Annotated in this window: 16 protein-coding genes, 1 tRNA gene and 1 pseudogene; 14 read left to right on the forward strand and 4 right to left on the reverse strand. The window is 46.1% G+C overall.

Annotated elements, in window-relative coordinates:
- Positions 1-3 precede the first annotated feature (3 nt).
- Complete coding sequence (greA, locus tag RGV86_RS15560; RefSeq protein WP_001148001.1) at positions 4-480, forward strand: transcription elongation factor GreA; 477 nt, start codon at positions 4-6, stop codon at positions 478-480.
- 155 nt (positions 481-635) lie between these two features.
- On the opposite strand, the gene yhbY is transcribed toward greA, so the two are convergent.
- On the reverse strand, positions 636-929 hold the full coding sequence (gene yhbY, locus RGV86_RS15565) for a ribosome assembly RNA-binding protein YhbY (RefSeq protein WP_001054420.1): 294 nt from the start codon (positions 927-929) through the stop codon (positions 636-638).
- Positions 930-1,055: 126 nt separating this feature from the next.
- Here yhbY and rlmE point away from each other — a divergent pair, with 126 nt between their 5' ends.
- The 7 genes from rlmE (at position 1,056) to RGV86_RS22455 (ending at position 6,953) form a co-directional block, all read left to right on the forward strand.
- On the forward strand, positions 1,056-1,685 hold the full coding sequence (rlmE, locus tag RGV86_RS15570) for a 23S rRNA (uridine(2552)-2'-O)-methyltransferase RlmE (protein WP_000145975.1): 630 nt from the start codon (positions 1,056-1,058) through the stop codon (positions 1,683-1,685).
- A 99-nt stretch (positions 1,686-1,784) separates the two neighbouring features.
- Entirely contained in the window at positions 1,785-3,719 is a 1,935-nt protein-coding gene (gene ftsH / locus RGV86_RS15575) for an ATP-dependent zinc metalloprotease FtsH (RefSeq protein ID WP_001107477.1), read from the forward strand.
- Positions 3,720-3,808: 89 nt separating this feature from the next.
- Positions 3,809-4,657 (forward strand): dihydropteroate synthase, encoded by an 849-nt coding sequence (gene folP / locus RGV86_RS15580; RefSeq protein ID WP_085460269.1) that lies wholly within the window; start codon positions 3,809-3,811, stop codon positions 4,655-4,657.
- Positions 4,650-5,987 (forward strand): phosphoglucosamine mutase, encoded by a 1,338-nt coding sequence (gene glmM, locus RGV86_RS15585; RefSeq protein ID WP_000071137.1) that lies wholly within the window; start codon positions 4,650-4,652, stop codon positions 5,985-5,987. Before folP ends, glmM begins: the two co-directional genes overlap by 8 nt.
- 227 nt (positions 5,988-6,214) lie before the next feature.
- On the forward strand, positions 6,215-6,547 hold the full coding sequence (gene secG / locus RGV86_RS15590; protein ID WP_001517162.1) for a preprotein translocase subunit SecG: 333 nt from the start codon (positions 6,215-6,217) through the stop codon (positions 6,545-6,547).
- 13 nt (positions 6,548-6,560) lie between these two features.
- Positions 6,561-6,647 (forward strand) — tRNA-Leu (locus RGV86_RS15595).
- 207 nt (positions 6,648-6,854) lie between these two features.
- On the forward strand, positions 6,855-6,953 hold the full coding sequence (locus RGV86_RS22455) for a hypothetical protein (RefSeq protein WP_432758338.1): 99 nt from the start codon (positions 6,855-6,857) through the stop codon (positions 6,951-6,953).
- A 338-nt stretch (positions 6,954-7,291) separates the two neighbouring features.
- Here the strand turns inward: RGV86_RS22455 and RGV86_RS22460 are convergent.
- From RGV86_RS22460 to nanC, 3 genes and pseudogenes are all read right to left on the reverse strand, one after another.
- Positions 7,292-7,897: pseudogene (locus RGV86_RS22460) on the reverse strand (sialate O-acetylesterase); the annotation flags it as partial.
- A 35-nt stretch (positions 7,898-7,932) separates the two neighbouring features.
- Entirely contained in the window at positions 7,933-9,039 is a 1,107-nt protein-coding gene (gene nanM, locus RGV86_RS15605) for an N-acetylneuraminate epimerase (RefSeq protein ID WP_024212370.1), read from the reverse strand.
- Between the two features lie 19 nt (positions 9,040-9,058).
- Positions 9,059-9,775: an N-acetylneuraminic acid outer membrane channel NanC gene (gene nanC / locus RGV86_RS15610; protein ID WP_016159471.1), complete on the reverse strand. Its 717-nt coding sequence runs from the start codon at positions 9,773-9,775 to the stop codon at positions 9,059-9,061.
- 1,483 nt (positions 9,776-11,258) lie between these two features.
- On the opposite strand from nanC, the gene fimB reads away from it, so the two are divergent.
- The 6 genes from fimB (at position 11,259) to fimD (ending at position 18,032) form a co-directional block, all read left to right on the forward strand.
- Positions 11,259-11,861 (forward strand): type 1 fimbria switch DNA invertase FimB, encoded by a 603-nt coding sequence (gene fimB / locus RGV86_RS15615; protein WP_000790591.1) that lies wholly within the window; start codon positions 11,259-11,261, stop codon positions 11,859-11,861.
- A gap of 477 nt (positions 11,862-12,338) precedes the next feature.
- Positions 12,339-12,935, forward strand: coding sequence for a type 1 fimbria switch DNA invertase FimE (gene fimE, locus RGV86_RS15620; protein ID WP_000044716.1), 597 nt, complete (start codon positions 12,339-12,341; stop codon positions 12,933-12,935).
- A 479-nt stretch (positions 12,936-13,414) separates the two neighbouring features.
- A complete protein-coding gene (gene fimA / locus RGV86_RS15625; protein ID WP_000695568.1) occupies positions 13,415-13,963 on the forward strand; it encodes a type 1 fimbrial major subunit FimA in 549 nt (182 codons plus the stop codon).
- 65 nt (positions 13,964-14,028) lie between these two features.
- Positions 14,029-14,568 carry a type 1 fimbrial minor subunit FimI gene (gene fimI, locus RGV86_RS15630; RefSeq protein ID WP_077629697.1) on the forward strand — a complete coding sequence of 180 codons (540 nt, stop codon included), beginning with the start codon at positions 14,029-14,031 and terminating at the stop codon, positions 14,566-14,568.
- A gap of 36 nt (positions 14,569-14,604) precedes the next feature.
- Positions 14,605-15,330, forward strand: coding sequence for a type 1 fimbria chaperone FimC (fimC, locus tag RGV86_RS15635; protein WP_085460270.1), 726 nt, complete (start codon positions 14,605-14,607; stop codon positions 15,328-15,330).
- A 65-nt stretch (positions 15,331-15,395) separates the two neighbouring features.
- On the forward strand, positions 15,396-18,032 hold the full coding sequence (fimD, locus tag RGV86_RS15640; RefSeq protein WP_309508484.1) for a fimbrial usher FimD: 2,637 nt from the start codon (positions 15,396-15,398) through the stop codon (positions 18,030-18,032).
- Positions 18,033-18,036: the final 4 nt, after the last annotated feature.

Genomic DNA, 18,036 nt, shown 5'->3' on the forward strand with positions numbered 1-18,036 from the left:
CAAATGCAAGCTATTCCGATGACCTTACGCGGCGCTGAAAAATTACGCGAAGAGCTGGATTTTCTGAAATCTGTGCGCCGTCCTGAAATCATTGCTGCTATCGCGGAAGCGCGTGAACATGGCGACCTGAAAGAGAACGCTGAATATCACGCTGCGCGTGAACAGCAGGGCTTCTGCGAAGGCCGTATCAAAGACATCGAAGCCAAGCTGTCGAACGCGCAGGTGATTGATGTCACCAAAATGCCAAACAATGGCCGCGTTATTTTTGGTGCTACCGTAACGGTGTTGAATCTGGATTCTGATGAAGAACAGACTTATCGCATCGTAGGCGATGACGAAGCTGACTTTAAACAAAACCTGATTTCTGTAAACTCACCTATCGCTCGTGGCCTGATCGGCAAAGAAGAAGATGATGTTGTGGTCATCAAAACGCCAGGCGGCGAAGTAGAATTTGAAGTAATTAAGGTAGAATACCTGTAAGAATTACCCAATACTCAAGATGTTGATGTATTGTAAAGAAAGGAAAAAGGCCGCTATGCGGCCTTTTATCAACGAACAGAGCGTGGCATTTTGCTCTCCTGCCTGCGGAAAATCCCTCGTTTTACACAGAAAATGTGTGTAACTTTAGGATAATCTTAGCGTGGCAGCGAGATTTTACGTTCTTTAGTTGGGCGATAAAGCACCAGCGTTTTACCGATGACCTGTACATTACAGGCGCCGGTTTCGCGCACGATAGCTTCCACGATCAAGGTTTTAGTTTCGCGATCTTCGGTGGCGATTTTCACCTTGATGAGTTCATGGTGCTCTAACGCTTGTTCAATCTCGGCCAGCACCCCTTCGGTCAAACCATTACTGCCAAGCAGAACAACTGGCTTGAGCGGATGTGCCAGACCTTTCAGGTGTTGTTTTTGTTTAGTACTCAGATTCATCGTATTTTTTTGCTTACGTTGGGATTGAAAACGGGTCATTCTACCGCCATCTCCCATATATCACCAAATAGGCGCGTAAAAATTTACGCAATTGGTTACGATGAGTTATCCCAATGGGAAAGTTAAATGACAGGTAAGAAGCGTTCTGCCAGCTCCAGCCGCTGGCTTCAGGAACACTTTAGCGATAAATATGTTCAACAGGCACAGAAAAAGGGGTTACGTTCCCGTGCCTGGTTTAAACTTGATGAAATACAGCAAAGTGACAAACTCTTTAAACCGGGAATGACGGTTGTCGACCTTGGTGCTGCCCCGGGTGGTTGGTCACAATATGTGGTCACCCAAATTGGCGGCAAAGGCCGCATCATCGCTTGCGATCTTTTACCTATGGATCCTATCGTTGGTGTGGACTTTCTTCAGGGCGATTTTCGTGATGAACTGGTGATGAAAGCACTGCTGGAACGCGTAGGCGACAGCAAAGTCCAGGTTGTCATGTCCGATATGGCACCAAACATGAGCGGAACACCGGCGGTGGATATCCCCCGTGCCATGTATCTGGTGGAACTGGCGCTAGAAATGTGTCGTGATGTGTTAGCGCCGGGTGGCAGTTTTGTAGTGAAGGTGTTCCAGGGCGAAGGTTTCGATGAGTATCTAAGGGAAATTCGCTCCCTGTTTACGAAGGTCAAAGTTCGTAAGCCGGACTCTTCTCGTGCACGTTCGCGGGAAGTGTATATTGTAGCGACCGGGCGTAAACCCTAACCGGGAGATTTCAGACGAAAGTTTGAAAGATGCTGGATATAGAGTATCCTGACGCTGTTTTTAACACAGTTGTAATAAGAGGTTAATCCCTTGAGTGACATGGCGAAAAACCTAATACTCTGGCTGGTCATTGCCGTTGTGCTGATGTCAGTATTCCAGAGCTTTGGGCCCAGCGAGTCTAATGGCCGTAAGGTGGATTACTCTACCTTCCTACAAGAGGTCAATAACGACCAGGTTCGTGAAGCGCGTATCAACGGACGTGAAATCAACGTTACCAAGAAAGATAGTAACCGTTATACCACTTACATTCCGGTTCAGGATCCGAAACTACTGGATAACCTGCTGACCAAGAACGTCAAGGTTGTCGGTGAACCGCCTGAAGAGCCAAGCCTGCTGGCTTCTATCTTCATCTCATGGTTCCCGATGCTGTTACTGATTGGTGTCTGGATCTTCTTCATGCGTCAAATGCAGGGCGGCGGCGGTAAAGGCGCGATGTCGTTCGGTAAGAGCAAAGCGCGCATGTTGACGGAAGATCAGATCAAAACGACCTTTGCTGATGTTGCTGGTTGCGACGAAGCAAAAGAAGAAGTTGCCGAACTGGTTGAGTATCTGCGTGAGCCGAGCCGCTTCCAGAAACTGGGCGGTAAGATCCCGAAAGGCGTCCTGATGGTCGGTCCTCCGGGTACGGGTAAAACGCTGCTGGCGAAAGCCATTGCAGGTGAAGCGAAAGTTCCGTTCTTTACCATCTCCGGTTCTGACTTCGTAGAAATGTTCGTCGGTGTGGGTGCATCTCGTGTGCGTGACATGTTCGAACAGGCGAAGAAAGCGGCACCGTGCATCATCTTCATCGATGAAATCGACGCCGTAGGTCGCCAGCGTGGCGCTGGTCTGGGTGGTGGTCATGATGAGCGTGAACAGACCCTGAACCAGATGCTGGTTGAGATGGATGGCTTCGAAGGTAACGAAGGTATCATCGTTATCGCGGCGACTAACCGTCCGGACGTTCTCGACCCGGCACTGCTGCGTCCTGGTCGTTTCGACCGTCAGGTTGTGGTTGGTCTGCCAGATGTCCGTGGGCGTGAGCAGATCCTGAAAGTGCATATGCGTCGCGTACCGTTGGCGCCAGATGTTGATGCGGCAATTATTGCTCGAGGCACACCAGGCTTCTCCGGTGCAGACCTGGCGAACCTGGTGAACGAAGCGGCACTGTTTGCGGCACGTGGCAACAAACGCGTTGTATCAATGGTTGAATTCGAAAAAGCGAAAGACAAAATCATGATGGGTGCGGAACGTCGCTCCATGGTGATGACGGAAGCGCAGAAAGAATCGACTGCTTACCACGAAGCTGGCCACGCGATTATTGGTCGTCTGGTGCCGGAACACGATCCGGTGCACAAAGTAACGATTATCCCGCGCGGTCGCGCGTTGGGTGTGACCTTCTTCCTGCCTGAAGGCGACGCAATCAGCGCCAGCCGACAGAAACTGGAAAGTCAGATTAGTACCCTGTACGGCGGTCGTCTGGCAGAAGAGATCATCTACGGACCAGAACATGTTTCTACCGGTGCGTCGAACGATATTAAAGTTGCGACTAACCTGGCGCGTAACATGGTGACCCAGTGGGGCTTCTCTGAAAAACTCGGTCCGCTGCTGTATGCGGAAGAAGAAGGTGAAGTTTTCCTCGGTCGTAGCGTGGCGAAAGCAAAACATATGTCCGATGAAACCGCGCGTATCATCGACCAGGAAGTGAAGTCACTGATTGAACGTAACTATAATCGTGCGCGTCAGTTGTTGAACGACAACCTGGATATTCTTCATGCGATGAAAGATGCACTCATGAAATATGAAACCATCGACGCACCGCAGATTGATGACTTGATGGCTCGTCGCGATGTACGCCCGCCTGCAGGTTGGGATGAGTCGGGAGCATCTAACAATTCTGACAATAATGGCACTCCAAAGGCGCCGCGTCCGGTTGATGAACCACGTACGCCAAATCCGGGTAACACCATGTCAGAGCAGTTAGGCGACAAGTAAGTTCCCGCATCAGATGACTGTATTTGTACCGAAAACCCCGGGGCGTGCTCCGGGGTTTTTTCTTATCAATTTATACCAGGGATAACACCATGAAACTCTTTGCCCAGGGCACTTCACTGGATCTTAGCCATCCTCACGTGATGGGGATACTCAACGTCACGCCAGATTCTTTTTCTGATGGTGGTACGCATAACTCTCTGATTGATGCAGTGAAACATGCGAATCTGATGATCAACGCTGGCGCGACGATTATCGACGTTGGTGGAGAGTCTACGCGTCCAGGTGCAGCGGAAGTGAGTGTTGAAGAAGAGTTGCAACGTGTTATTCCGGTGGTTGAGGCAATTGCGCAACGATTCGAAGTCTGGATCTCTGTGGATACCTCCAAACCGGAAATTATCCGTGAGTCGGCGAAAGTGGGCGCTCACATCATTAACGATATCCGCTCCCTTTCCGAACCTGGCGCTCTGGAAGCGGCTGCGGAAACTGGTTTACCCGTATGCCTGATGCATATGCAGGGAAATCCAAAGACCATGCAGGAAGCGCCGAAGTATGACGATGTTTATGCTGAAGTGAATCGCTACTTTATTGAGCAAATAGCACGCTGTGAACGGGCGGGTATCGCAAAAGAGAAATTGTTGCTCGACCCGGGATTCGGTTTCGGTAAAAATCTCCACCATAACTATTCATTATTGGCGCGTCTGGCTGAATTTCACCATTTCAACCTGCCGCTGTTGGTGGGTATGTCACGAAAATCGATGATTGGACAACTGCTGAACGTGGGGCCGTCCGAACGCCTGAGCGGTAGTCTGGCCTGTGCAGTTATTGCTGCGATGCAGGGCGCACACATCATTCGTGTTCATGACGTCAAAGAAACCGTAGAAGCGATGCGAGTGGTGGAAGCCACTCTGTCTGCAAAGGAAAACAAACGCTATGAGTAATCGTAAATATTTCGGGACCGATGGGATCCGTGGTCGTGTTGGGGATGCGCCGATCACCCCTGATTTTGTGCTGAAGCTGGGCTGGGCAGCAGGTAAAGTGCTGGCGCGTCATGGTTCCCGTAAGATCATTATTGGTAAAGACACGCGTATTTCTGGCTATATGCTGGAGTCGGCGCTGGAAGCGGGTTTGGCGGCAGCGGGACTTTCCGCACTTTTTACCGGCCCGATGCCAACACCGGCAGTGGCTTATCTGACGCGTACCTTCCGCGCAGAGGCCGGGATTGTGATTTCCGCATCGCATAACCCGTTCTACGATAATGGCATTAAATTCTTCTCTATCGACGGCACCAAACTGCCGGATGCGGTAGAAGAGGCCATCGAAGCTGAAATGGAAAAAGAGATTAGCTGCGTTGATTCGGCAGAACTGGGTAAAGCCAGCCGTATCGTTGATGCTGCGGGTCGCTATATCGAATTTTGCAAAGCCACGTTCCCGAACGAACTTAGCCTCAGTGAACTGAAGATTGTGGTGGATTGCGCAAATGGCGCGACTTATCACATCGCGCCAAACGTGCTGCGCGAGTTGGGAGCGAACGTTATCGCCATCGGTTGTGAGCCGAACGGCGTAAACATCAATGCCGAAGTGGGGGCAACTGATGTTCGTGCGCTACAGGCACGCGTATTGGCTGAAAAAGCAGATCTCGGCATTGCCTTTGACGGCGACGGCGACCGCGTGATTATGGTTGACCATGAAGGCAATAAAGTCGATGGCGATCAGATCATGTATATCATCGCGCGTGAAGGTCTTCGTCAGGGGCAGCTGCGTGGTGGCGCGGTGGGTACATTAATGAGCAACATGGGGCTGGAACTGGCGCTGAAACAGTTAGGCATTCCATTTGCACGTGCGAAAGTGGGCGACCGCTACGTACTGGAAAAAATGCAGGAAAAAGGCTGGCGTATCGGTGCAGAGAACTCCGGTCATGTGATCCTGCTGGATAAAACTACTACCGGTGACGGCATCGTTGCTGGTTTGCAGGTGCTGGCGGCGATGGCGCGTAACCATATGAGCCTGCACGACCTTTGCAGTGGCATGAAAATGTTCCCGCAGATTCTGGTTAACGTGCGTTATACCGCAGGTAGCGGCGATCCGCTGGAGCATGAGTCTGTTAAAGCCGTGACCGCCGAAGTTGAAGCGGCGCTGGGTAGCCGTGGGCGTGTGCTGTTGCGTAAATCCGGCACTGAGCCGTTAATTCGCGTGATGGTTGAAGGTGAAGACGAAGCGCAGGTCACCGAGTTTGCTCACCGTATCGCTGATGCGGTAAAAGCGGTTTAATGCGATAACTAACTGGCTAAAAAGGCGGCGATTGTCGCCTTTGTTTTTCTTATGCACATCTATTTTGCTGTTTTTTTCCGCAGTTGATACAATGCAATAAAATTGCCCTTGCGAAGGTCATTCGCTTTGGTTAGTATTCACACCCGCTTCAGTGGGAAAGATTAAATTCTCCCGCTTTATTGGTTGAAGCATTGGTACGCGGCAACTCCGCAAGGAACAGGTTGATTATGTACGAAGCTCTTTTAGTAGTTTTCCTTATTGTAGCAATTGGCCTTGTTGGTCTGATCATGCTGCAGCAAGGTAAAGGCGCTGATATGGGAGCCTCCTTCGGAGCAGGCGCTTCCGCTACGCTGTTTGGTTCAAGTGGTTCTGGCAACTTCATGACCCGTATGACGGCTGTGCTGGCAACGTTGTTCTTCATCATCAGTCTGGTGCTGGGTAACATCAACAGCAACAAAACCAATAAAGGTAGCGAATGGGAAAATCTGAGTGCTCCGGCGAAAACCGAACAAACTCAGCCAGCTGCTCCGGCTAAGCCGACCAGCGATATCCCGAACTAAGAATAGTATCTGTGCTGAGGTGGTGGAATTGGTAGACACGCTACCTTGAGGTGGTAGTGCCCTAACGGGCTTGTGGGTTCGAGTCCCATCCTCAGTACCAATATTCCAAAAGAAAGACGCTGAAAAGCGTCTTTTTTTGTATCTGTTGCCCGTCTGAATAGCGTTAAACAAAGTTTTCTGCATCATTATTTTCTACAAGCGCAATCGCCCTATGTTGCATAGGTTGTGATTACATAATCGTTGTAGATACCGTTTGAAGAGGCTGAAGATTACCAACAGAGTTCAGAGCATTGATGGATGCGCATAAATCAAATTTGTGAGTGCTCACTTTTCCTGCCAAAACCGCAAAATAACGTCAGCAAATTTGTCGGAAATAATCCCCCGACGGGCTGCCGAGCTAAAATGACTGCTTCGTAGCGCCGTTGTCCAGTTTTCTGGCGTTCGGTACGCTGAACCGTAATATCCCGTGATTAAATCGTCCGGATCTTCATCAGGCTCGTTCGTTAGCCCTCGTTCGTCTTGTTGCTGGAAGCCGACAAAAATAATATTGGTTAAGGCATTCTTTTTGTAATTGCCATAAATAGTTTCGTACGCATGAGGATAATTTTCTTTCCAGTACCAGGTGGTATCGCCGCAGAACCACGGAGCAGCGGAAGTGTTAGTATTCAGAAGCTGAGAACTGTACTGCTTTAAATCCTTACGAAAGGCCTCAAGCATATTATTAAAATATTGAGGGTGTAACGCGTAGTCACTCGTCATTAAATCAAATTCGCCCTGCATCCAGCATACGCCGAGGAATTTATTCTGCGGATTCTTCGCCAGTGCAGCTCGCGTTCTGTTGACTAAATCCTGATACAGCGGAGTATCCGTTCCCCAACGACATGCATCATGGCTGGCTCCGTGCTGTTCTGAATATGTTCCTTCGCAGCCTGCGGTAAAAGCCGATCCGCCACGACAACAAGGAACGATGAGAACGCCAGCATTATCAGGAATGAAGGGGAGTAATTTCCGCGCAATATGTAGTGCCTGTCCAACTGTACCGTATTGTGTTTGATGATCCGTTGCCAGAGGATGGTGATAATCCCGCATATCCTGAACATCGTGTGGGCAGTGAGTCAGTGGAATAATGTCATTAAATTGACATGACGAGCCACCGGGATGCGTCTGTGTAAATCTTGCCAGTTGTTTTATTCTGGGGTGAGGCGCATCTTCACTGTCTGGTAAGGGAAGTCCTTCGCCATATGCCATGGCATTAGATTGTCCTGCAACGGTAAGAACATAGTAATAATCGGGCGATATTATCGTGTTCATATATATGCGTAATTGAAATGACAACAGGTGATGAGCCATTGATCGCAGGGCTCCTTTGCTGGAGCCCTGAAAAGTTAGTTTTGTACAGTAACTTTATTATCTTTCACAGAGAGCAACACTGAATCCGCCACAGCTTTGCCGCCCGTAGTTTCACCGCCAATAATCAATAAATTATTATTCCAGGGCAATGATACTCCGTAGGCCCGACCTTGCGACAGTTCGCCAGATTTCTCCCATTTCCCGTTATGCCAAAGATGAATATCGGCGCTATACGATTTTTTCAGACCTTCATGCGCATAGTTTTTACCGTTCTGGTAATTTTCTCGTGAACCTTTGAATCCGGCTCCCCCGGCAAATATAAGAGAGTCATTGCTAATACCTGCAAAACCGCCAGCTACGCCATCTGGGGAGGAGACGGGAGAAAGTTTATTCCATTTTATGCCATTGCCGGTGAAATCAAGCTCAAATACAGCATCAGTTCGCAGTCCTGGTTTGGCTTCGCCATTAATAAGCCAGGTTTTATCACCTTTATTTACTACCGCTGCACCAGCCGTACCATACCAGGGGGATTCGCCAGTGTAACTCCATTGCTGTGTAGAGGGATCAAAAGACAACAGGAACTTATTGAAGAAATAATCTTCTGCTTTTTTGTCAAAATAGTGGGTGTTGATTTTATCTATAGCCGCTGAATCTTTTCCTGCCTCCTTGAGATCTTCAAAATAGCCATTAAAGATATTTTGGTTAACGCCGCCAGTAATATAGGCTTTGCCGTTGTGTACAAAGGTCACATGACCTGCCATGCCCATCGGTGCGTGCGACATTAATTTAACCCAGGTATTGGTTTTGGGATTATATTTGTGTACGTCGTTGAATACCTGAGTTAACCCCTCACTGTTTTTACCAACACCGCCAAATACATACAAATTACCATCAATAAAGGCAGAGGTTGCTTGATCTCTCGGGCCAGCGGGGAATTCCGCCAGAGCTATCCATTTTTTATCTTTGGCTTGCGTATCCAGCTTGTACCATGCCGTACCTGCGCTACCTAAACCAATGTAGACAGTGTCGTTATCAATTACACCAGTACCACTTTTAAATGGCACAGGAGTTTCTGGTAATACCGACGCGTTTGCGGCACATGAAGCCATCATGATAGCAAGTGCCGTTATTGTTTTATTCATTGTGACTGTCTCCTGTCTACTACAGTTTAAATGACACACCAATGCGATAACTGTTTTCCGATAAATTATCTCTACCGTTGTAAACACCCTGACGGTCAAGGTAGTCATATTCTATGTATGGCGTAATATCGGGCGTCATATGGTATTGTAGAACAAATGCATTTTCCGTCGCCCATTTCTTATGGTTTGCATAGCGATAATCGTTTTGTTTGCTGTACAGCGTCGTTTGCCATGCGAAGGTGAAATCACTATTAATATTGTAAGTGACATATCCATCCCAACGATGAACGTTATCACGAGACATATCACCAGATAAGTCTTGTTGTCGGTAAGCTTTCCAGTCGTAACGATAGCGAATGCCAAAATTGAGATCTTTTGTCGCATCCCATGACAGTTTTACGTAAGGTCCATAGCGTGTGCCATTGCTGCTAAAATGGGTTAACATTCCTGGGCGCACGGTCCATTGATCATCAAGTTTAATCGCGTAATTAACTTCAACCTGAACATCATTTAATGCGGCATTTTCCTTTTTATTATCATGAATGGTATTCCAGGTATTACTTTCCATACTTGCCCACCATCCATTTTTCCACCCCTCACTGACTTTGAGTCGAGTTTCATAGGCATGGCTTCCACTACGATATCCACCACGCACATCCAGTGTTGCAGCCTGAGAAATTAATGGTGACGAAAAGCAGAGTAATAATACGCCAGAAAGTATTTTAGCCTTTTTCATAAATTTCACTCATTTGTAGAATACAGAAAGTAATACGAAGTCCGAATAAACAAATAGCATTTATGTTATGTGCTCTTTTTTGCCAGGCTTATAGCGTCATTGGCCACGGATAATTATGTTTTATTTTTTTTTGTATAATGCCTCCTGTGAGAAATTGCTTTCCACATAATTTAAGATAAACAGAGATCTGGATTAAATACCTGAGTATTAAATCTATTCTGATGTTTATTTGATTTTAGTGTTCGTAAGCTATTTCACTTACTAAATCCATTTTTAGCCAGTGTCATAAAATGGATTGTTTGTTGATCTCATTTTCATACTCCTGTCAGACTGAAGTGCTCTTTCATCACCCGATAAGAGAGGACGCCAAGGATGTTTGTATTAGATTGCGATATGAGTCGTCTTATTTATCTCTTGTGTGTACCTTTATACCTGTTATACCAGATCAAAAATCACGCAATCCATACAACAAAACCAGATTTGCAATTCGCGTCACAAAATATGTCGATATTTTTCGAAGGTAAAGATGTTATGTAAGGCCAGATGGTCATTCTCGACTGCCTTCATGAAACTGAAGTTTTGTTATTAACTAATTGTTTATAATGTATTTTTAATGATTTTCGGCAGTGCCGGGTTTACAAGCTAACTCCTCAGGTATGGTGAAAATGAGTGTTTATCCGCTATCAGATTGACAATAATTCTCATCATAAAATATGTTTTAACGTTCTGAGACTAAGGGCAACCTGGTATGTAGTAGAGGAGTTTCTGATCCTGTCCAGGGCTGGCTCGTTGATGTTCAGCACACTTCAGGATGGGGGGGAATCGGTTATTTGCCGTATCACCAGTAAATAGCAGTGAGTAAGAAAAGATTAAGTTGAAGTAACCACACCACATTTAACACGAATGTAGATGAAAAAAGGTGCGTGCAGACTTCCCCCCATATCTTTGGACAATACACGGTCTGGAAAGGAATATAACAATCTCACTGCATGAATTTACAAACCAAAGGGTAATAATGGCTAGGGAACTAAGCATTAGCATGATAATAGCCACTTAAAAATTAAGGAATCTCATGAAATAGCAATTTTGAGGGAAATGGAGTTGACTAATAATGTTATATGTGAGATAGCGCGTTGAACAAAAAATTAAATTTTGCTGAATTTTTTTATGTTGATTTTACTTGTTACAGAACATATCACGTGATATATAGATAAGATTAGTTACATTGATGATGAGGGTTATTATTAGATTCGTCTCAGATTGAAAATATATAAAAGAACATAGCATGCAAGAGCATAGCGTTGTATGGCAAAGTTATTATAAGTAGCTATCGCCATTCTATTTAAGTTCATTCAAAAGAGCTGGTCCACTTGCGTTAGTCATTAAGCAAACATTCGCTTTTATAAACATAATCAGGATTACAATGTTGGATTATTGCTAACCCAGCACAGCTAGTGCGCGTCTGTAATAATAAGGGAAAACGATGAAGAATAAGGCTGATAACAAAAAAAGGAACTTCCTGACCCACAGTGAAATCGAGTCACTCCTTAAAGCAGCAAATACCGGGCCTCATGCTGCACGCAATTATTGTCTGACTTTGCTTTGTTTTATTCATGGCTTTCGGGCGAGTGAAATTTGCCGATTGAGAATTTCGGATATTGATCTGAAGGCAAAGTGCATATATATCCATCGATTAAAAAAAGGCTTTTCAACGACGCACCCGCTATTGAATAAAGAAGTTCAGGCTTTAAAAAACTGGTTGAGTACGCGTACTTCTTATCCACATGCTGAGAGTGAGTGGGTATTTTTATCACGCAAAGGGAATCCGCTTTCTCGTCAACAGTTTTACCATATTATCTCGACTTCAGGTGGTAATGCCGGGCTATCACTGGAGATTCATCCGCACATGTTACGCCATTCGTGTGGTTTTGCTTTGGCGAATATGGGAATAGATACACGACTTATCCAGGATTATCTTGGGCATCGTAATATTCGTCATACCGTCTGGTATACCGCCAGCAATGCAGGGCGTTTTTACGGCATCTGGGACAGACCCAGAGGTCGACAGCGTCACGCTGTTTTATAAAGATGGATGAGATACCAGGGATGGTGTTAAAACCTACATTATTCTTACGATATTTCAATAATAATTAACCATTTATTAATTGATGTTATTGTTGGTGTAATTCTTAATTATCATAATAAACATTAGCTTAACCATACCCATACAAAATACAATGGTTTATTTTATTCGAAATAAACAAACAAAAGCATTCATAAATTTACATATCACTTAGATCCTTCTCTTTCTGCACTTTTTTCTTTATTTTTTAAGCAACTGGGAGTTAATCAGGTGCTATCTATTGTTATATTGAATTAAATCAATGAAAATAGATGTTGTCACATCAGTGATATTTTATTTTTGTATGATGTTTAATGTAATTGACTGATAACCACATAACTTTATGTGTGATTATCTTTTTATCTATTGGGCTAATTTTGACCGTTTGAGGTTTCCTATAGGTATTCATTCAAATATATCTCAGTCAGGAGTACTACTATTGTGAGTAAACGTCGTTATCTTACCGGTAAAGAAGTTCAGGCAATGATGCAAGCGGTTTGCTATGGGGCAACGGGCGCCAGAGATTATTGTCTTATTCTGTTGGCATATCGGCATGGGATGCGTATTAGTGAGCTGCTTGATTTGCATTATCAAGATCTTGACCTTAATGAAGGTCGAATAAATATTCGCCGACTGAAGAACGGATTTTCTACAGTTCACCCATTACGTTTTGATGAGCGTGAAGCTGTAGAACGCTGGACCCAGGAACGTGCTAACTGGAAAGGCGCTGAGCAGACCGACGCCATATTTATTTCCCGTCGTGGAAGTCGACTTTCTCGTCAGCAGGCCTATCGCATCATTCGTGATGCCGGTATTGAAGCTGGAACCGTGACACAGACTCACCCTCATATGTTAAGACATGCTTGCGGTTATGAACTGGCGGAGCGTGGTGCTGATACCCGTTTAATTCAGGATTATCTGGGGCATCGAAATATTCGCCATACTGTGCGTTATACCGCCAGTAATGCAGCACGTTTTGCCGGATTATGGGAAAGAAATAATCTCATAAACGAAAAATTAAAAAGAGAAGAGGTTTGATATAACTTATTGATAAGAAAATGAAAAAATAAAGAAATACAAGACAATTGGGGCCAAACTGTCCATATCATAAAAAAGTTTCGTATTTTTTCTCAAGCATAAAAACATCAAAAAACGACAAAAATCAACTAACTGTTTGATATGTAGACTATTTCTATTGTAAATTAATTTCACATCACCTCCGCTTTACGTAAAGATAACGTCTCTCTTTCTCGAAGCAACTTCCTCATTCTTCTCTCCAAAAACCACCTCATTCAATATAAAAATCTATAAATAAATATAATCACAGAACATAAAGCCAACAAATAAACTGAAAAAGTTCGTGCGCGATGCTTTCCTCTATGAGTCAAAATGGCCCCAAATGTTTCATTTTTTGGGGGGAAACTGTGCAGTGTTGGCAGTCAAACTCGTTTCCAAAACAAAGTGTACAGAACGACTGCCCATATTGATTTATACGTAGATTTAAAAAGGAAAGCAGCATGAAAATTAAAACTCTGGCAATCGTTGTTCTGTCGGCTCTGTCCCTCAGTTCCACAGCGGCTTTGGCCGCTGCTACGACGGTAAATGGTGGGACAGTTCACTTTAAAGGGGAAGTTGTTAACGCCGCTTGTGCGGTTGATGCAGGCTCTGTTGATCAAACTGTTCAGTTAGGTCAAGTGCGTACCGCTTCGTTGGCACAAGAAGGTGCAACCAGTTCTGCTGTCGGTTTTAACATTCAGCTGAATGATTGCGATACCACTGTTGCAGACAAAGCAGCCATTGCCTTCCTTGGCACAGCAATTGATGGAAATCATACCAACGTACTGGCTCTGCAGAGTTCAGCTGCGGGCAGCGCAACAAATGTTGGTGTGCAGATCCTGGACAGAACGGGTACTGCGCTGGCGCTGGACGGTGCGACATTTAGCGCACAAACAACCCTGAACAACGGAACCAACATCATTCCGTTCCAGGCACGTTATTTTGCAACCGGTGCTGCAACCCCTGGTGCTGCTAATGCGGATGCGACCTTCAAGGTTCAGTATCAATAACCTACTCAGGTTTAGGGACGTCATTATGGGCAAGGATGCCCACTCCTTGTGCGATAAGAATAATGATGAAAAGGACGAGATTATTTCTAGTAGCGTTGTTGCTGCCGATGTTTGCTCTGGCCGGAAATAAATGGAACACCACGTTGCCCGGCGGAAATATGCAATTTCAGGGCGTCATTATTGCGGAAACTTGCCGGATTGAAGCCGGTGATAAACAAATGACGGTCAATATGGGGCAAATCAGCAGTAACCGGTTTCATGCGGTAGGGGAAGATAGCGCACCGGTGCCTTTTGTTATTCATTTACGGGAATGTAGCACGGTGGTGAGTGAACGTGTGGGCGTGGCTTTTCACGGTGTCGCGGATGGTAAAAATCCGGATGTGCTTTCTGTGGGAGAGGGGCCAGGGATAGCAACCAATATTGGTGTAGCGTTGTTTGATGATGAAGGAAACCTCGTACCGATTAATCGTCCTCCTGTGAACTGGAAACGGCTTTACTCTGGCTCTACTTCGCTACATTTCATCGCCAAATATCGTGCTACCGGGCGTCGGGTTACTGGCGGCATCGCCAATGCCCAGGCCTGGTTCTCTTTAACCTATCAGTAATTGTTCAGCAGACAATGTGATAACAGGAACAGGACAGTGAGTAATAAAAACGTCAATGTAAGGAAATCGCAGGAAATAACATTCTGCTTACTGGCAGGTATCCTGATGATCATGGCAATGATGGTTGCCGGACGTGCTGAAGCGGGAGTGGCCTTAGGTGCGACACGCGTAATTTATCCTGCAGGGCAAAAACAAGTGCAACTTGCCGTGACAAATAATGATGAGAATAGCACCTATTTAATTCAATCATGGGTAGAAAATGCCGATGGTGTAAAGGATGGTCGTTTTATCGTGACGCCACCTCTGTTTGCGATGAAGGGAAAAAAAGAGAATACCTTGCGTATTCTTGATGCCACAAATAACCAATTGCCGCAGGATCGGGAAAGTTTGTTCTGGATGAATGTCAAAGCGATTCCGTCAATGGATAAATCAAAATTGACCGAGAATACGCTACAGCTCGCAATTATCAGCCGCATTAAACTGTACTATCGCCCGGCTAAATTAGCGTTGCCACCCGATCAGGCCGCAGAAAAATTAAGATTCCGTCGCGGCGCAAATTCTCTGACGTTGATTAACCCGACACCCTATTACCTGACGGTAACAGAGTTAAATGCCGGAACACGGATTCTTGAAAATGCATTGGTGCCTCCAATGGGCGAAAGCACGGTTAAATTGCCTCCTGATGCAGGAAGCAATATTACTTACCGAACAATAAATGATTATGGCGCACTTACCCCAAAAATGACGGGCGTAATGGAATAACGCAGGGAGAATTTTTCGCCTGAATAAAAAGAATTGACTGCCGGATAATTTTAACCGGAGGAATAATGTCATATCTGAATTTAAGACTTTACCAGCGAAACACACAATGCTTACATATTCGTAAGCCTCGTCTGGCTGGTTTTTTTGTCCGACTCTCTGTTGCCTGTGCTTTTGTCGCACAGGCACCTTTGTCATCTGCCGAACTCTATTTTAATCCGCGTTTTTTAGCGGATGATCCCCAGGCTGTGGCTGATTTATCGCGTTTTGAAAATGGGCAAGAGTTACCGCCGGGGACGTATCGCGTCGATATCTATTTGAATAATGGTTATATGGCGACGCGTGACGTCACGTTTAATACGGGTGACAGTAAACAAGGGATTGTCCCTTGCCTGACTCGCGCTCAACTCGCCAGTATGGGGCTGAATACAGCTTCTGTCTCCGGTATGAATCTGCTGGCGGATGATGCCTGCGTGCCATTAACTACAATGATCCATGACGCTACTGCGCATTTAGATGTTGGTCAGCAGCGACTCAACCTGACGATCCCTCAGGCATTTATGAGTAATCGCGCGCGTGGTTATATTCCTCCTGAGTTATGGGATCCCGGTATTAATGCCGGATTGCTCAATTATAACTTCAGTGGAAATAGTGTGCAGAATCGGGTTGGGGGTAACAGCCATTATGCATATTTAAACCTACAGAGTGGGTTAAATATTGGTGCATGGCGTTTACGCGACAATACCACCTGGAGTTATAACAGTAGCGACAGTTCATCAGGTAGCAAAAATAAATGGCAGCATATCAATACCTGGCTTGAGCGAGACATCATTCCGTTACGTTCCCGGCTGACGCTGGGTGATGGTTATACCCAGGGCGATATTTTCGATGGTATTAACTTTCGCGGCGCACAATTGGCCTCAGATGACAATATGTTACCCGATAGCCAAAGAGGATTTGCCCCGGTGATCCACGGTATTGCGCGTGGTACTGCACAGGTCACTATTAAACAAAATGGGTATGACATTTATAATAGTACGGTGCCACCGGGGCCTTTTACCATCAACGATATCTATGCCGCAGGTAATAGTGGTGACTTGCAGGTAACGATTAAAGAGGCTGACGGTAGCACGCAGATCTTTACCGTACCCTATTCGTCAGTCCCGCTTTTGCAACGTGAAGGGCATACACGTTATTCCATTACGGCAGGAGAATACCGTAGTGGAAATGCGCAACAGGAAAAACCCCGCTTTTTCCAGAGTACATTACTCCACGGCCTTCCGGCTGGCTGGACAATATATGGTGGAACGCAACTGGCGGATCGTTATCGTGCTTTTAATTTCGGTATCGGGAAAAACATGGGGGCACTGGGCGCTCTGTCGGTGGATATGACGCAGGCTAATGCCACACTTCCCGATGACAGTCAGCATGACGGGCAATCGGTGCGTTTTCTTTATAACAAATCGCTCAATGAGTCAGGCACGAATATTCAGTTAGTGGGTTACCGCTATTCGACCAGCGGATATTTTAATTTCGCTGATACAACATACAGTCGAATGAATGGCTACAACATCGAAACACAGGATGGTGTTATTCAGGTTAAGCCGAAATTCACCGACTATTACAACCTCACTTATAACAAACGCGGGAAATTACAGCTCACTGTTACTCAGCAACTCGGGCGCACATCAACACTGTATTTGAGTGGTAGCCATCAAACTTATTGGGGAACAAGTAATGTCGATGAGCAATTCCAGGCTGGATTAAATACTGCGTTCGAAGATATCAACTGGACGCTCAGCTATAGCCTGACGAAAAACGCCTGGCAAAAAGGACGGGATCAGATGTTAGCTCTTAACGTCAACATTCCTTTCAGCCACTGGCTGCGTTCTGACAGTAAATCTCAGTGGCGACATGCCAGTGCCAGCTACAGCATGTCGCACGATCTCAACGGTCGGATGACCAATCTGGCTGGTGTATACGGTACGTTGCTGGAAGACAACAACCTCAGCTATAGCGTGCAAACCGGCTATGCCGGGGGAGGCGATGGTAATAGCGGAAGTACAGGCTACGCCACGCTGAATTATCGCGGTGGCTACGGCAATGCCAACATCGGTTACAGCCATAACGATGATATTAAGCAGTTCTATTACGGAGTCAGCGGTGGGGTATTGGCTCATGCCAATGGCATAACGCTGGGGCAGCCGTTAAACGATACGGTGGTGCTTGTTAAAGCGCCTGGCGCAAAAGATGCAAAAGTCGAAAACCAGACGGGGGTGCGTACCGACTGGCGCGGTTATGCCGTGCTGCCTTATGCCACTGAATATCGCGAAAATAGAGTGGCGCTGGATACCAATACCCTGGCTGATAACGTCGATTTAGATAACGCGGTCGCTAACGTTGTTCCCACCCGTGGGGCAATTGTGCGAGCAGAGTTTAAAGCGCGCGTTGGAATAAAACTGCTCATGACGCTAACCCACAATAATAAGCCGCTGCCGTTTGGGGCGATGGTCACATCAGAGAGCAGCCAGAGTAGCGGCATTGTTGCGGATAATGGCCAGGTTTATCTCAGCGGAATGCCTTTAGCGGGAAAAGTTCAGGTGAAATGGGGAGAAGGGGAGAGTGCTCACTGTGTCGCCAATTATCAACTGCCACCAGAGAGTCAGCAGCAGTTATTAACTCAGCTATCAGCTGAATGTCGTTAAGGGG

Origin of the sequence: Escherichia ruysiae (genome assembly GCF_031323975.1) — a bacterium.
Taxonomy (GTDB): domain Bacteria; phylum Pseudomonadota; class Gammaproteobacteria; order Enterobacterales; family Enterobacteriaceae; genus Escherichia; species Escherichia ruysiae.

What these genes read in the sequence shown, in the direction of transcription:
- greA (WP_001148001.1), top strand. Translation starts at nt 4, where the DNA reads ATGCAAGCTATTCCGATGACCTTACGCGGCGCTGAAAAATTACGCGAA.
- yhbY (WP_001054420.1), bottom strand. Translation starts at nt 929, where the DNA reads ATGAATCTGAGTACTAAACAAAAACAACACCTGAAAGGTCTGGCACAT.
- rlmE (WP_000145975.1), top strand. Translation starts at nt 1,056, where the DNA reads ATGACAGGTAAGAAGCGTTCTGCCAGCTCCAGCCGCTGGCTTCAGGAA.
- ftsH (WP_001107477.1), top strand. Translation starts at nt 1,785, where the DNA reads ATGGCGAAAAACCTAATACTCTGGCTGGTCATTGCCGTTGTGCTGATG.
- folP (WP_085460269.1), top strand. Translation starts at nt 3,809, where the DNA reads ATGAAACTCTTTGCCCAGGGCACTTCACTGGATCTTAGCCATCCTCAC.
- glmM (WP_000071137.1), top strand. Translation starts at nt 4,650, where the DNA reads ATGAGTAATCGTAAATATTTCGGGACCGATGGGATCCGTGGTCGTGTT.
- secG (WP_001517162.1), top strand. Translation starts at nt 6,215, where the DNA reads ATGTACGAAGCTCTTTTAGTAGTTTTCCTTATTGTAGCAATTGGCCTT.
- nanM (WP_024212370.1), bottom strand. Translation starts at nt 9,039, where the DNA reads ATGAATAAAACAATAACGGCACTTGCTATCATGATGGCTTCATGTGCC.
- nanC (WP_016159471.1), bottom strand. Translation starts at nt 9,775, where the DNA reads ATGAAAAAGGCTAAAATACTTTCTGGCGTATTATTACTCTGCTTTTCG.
- fimB (WP_000790591.1), top strand. Translation starts at nt 11,259, where the DNA reads ATGAAGAATAAGGCTGATAACAAAAAAAGGAACTTCCTGACCCACAGT.
- fimA (WP_000695568.1), top strand. Translation starts at nt 13,415, where the DNA reads ATGAAAATTAAAACTCTGGCAATCGTTGTTCTGTCGGCTCTGTCCCTC.
- fimI (WP_077629697.1), top strand. Translation starts at nt 14,029, where the DNA reads ATGAAAAGGACGAGATTATTTCTAGTAGCGTTGTTGCTGCCGATGTTT.
- fimD (WP_309508484.1), top strand. Translation starts at nt 15,396, where the DNA reads ATGTCATATCTGAATTTAAGACTTTACCAGCGAAACACACAATGCTTA.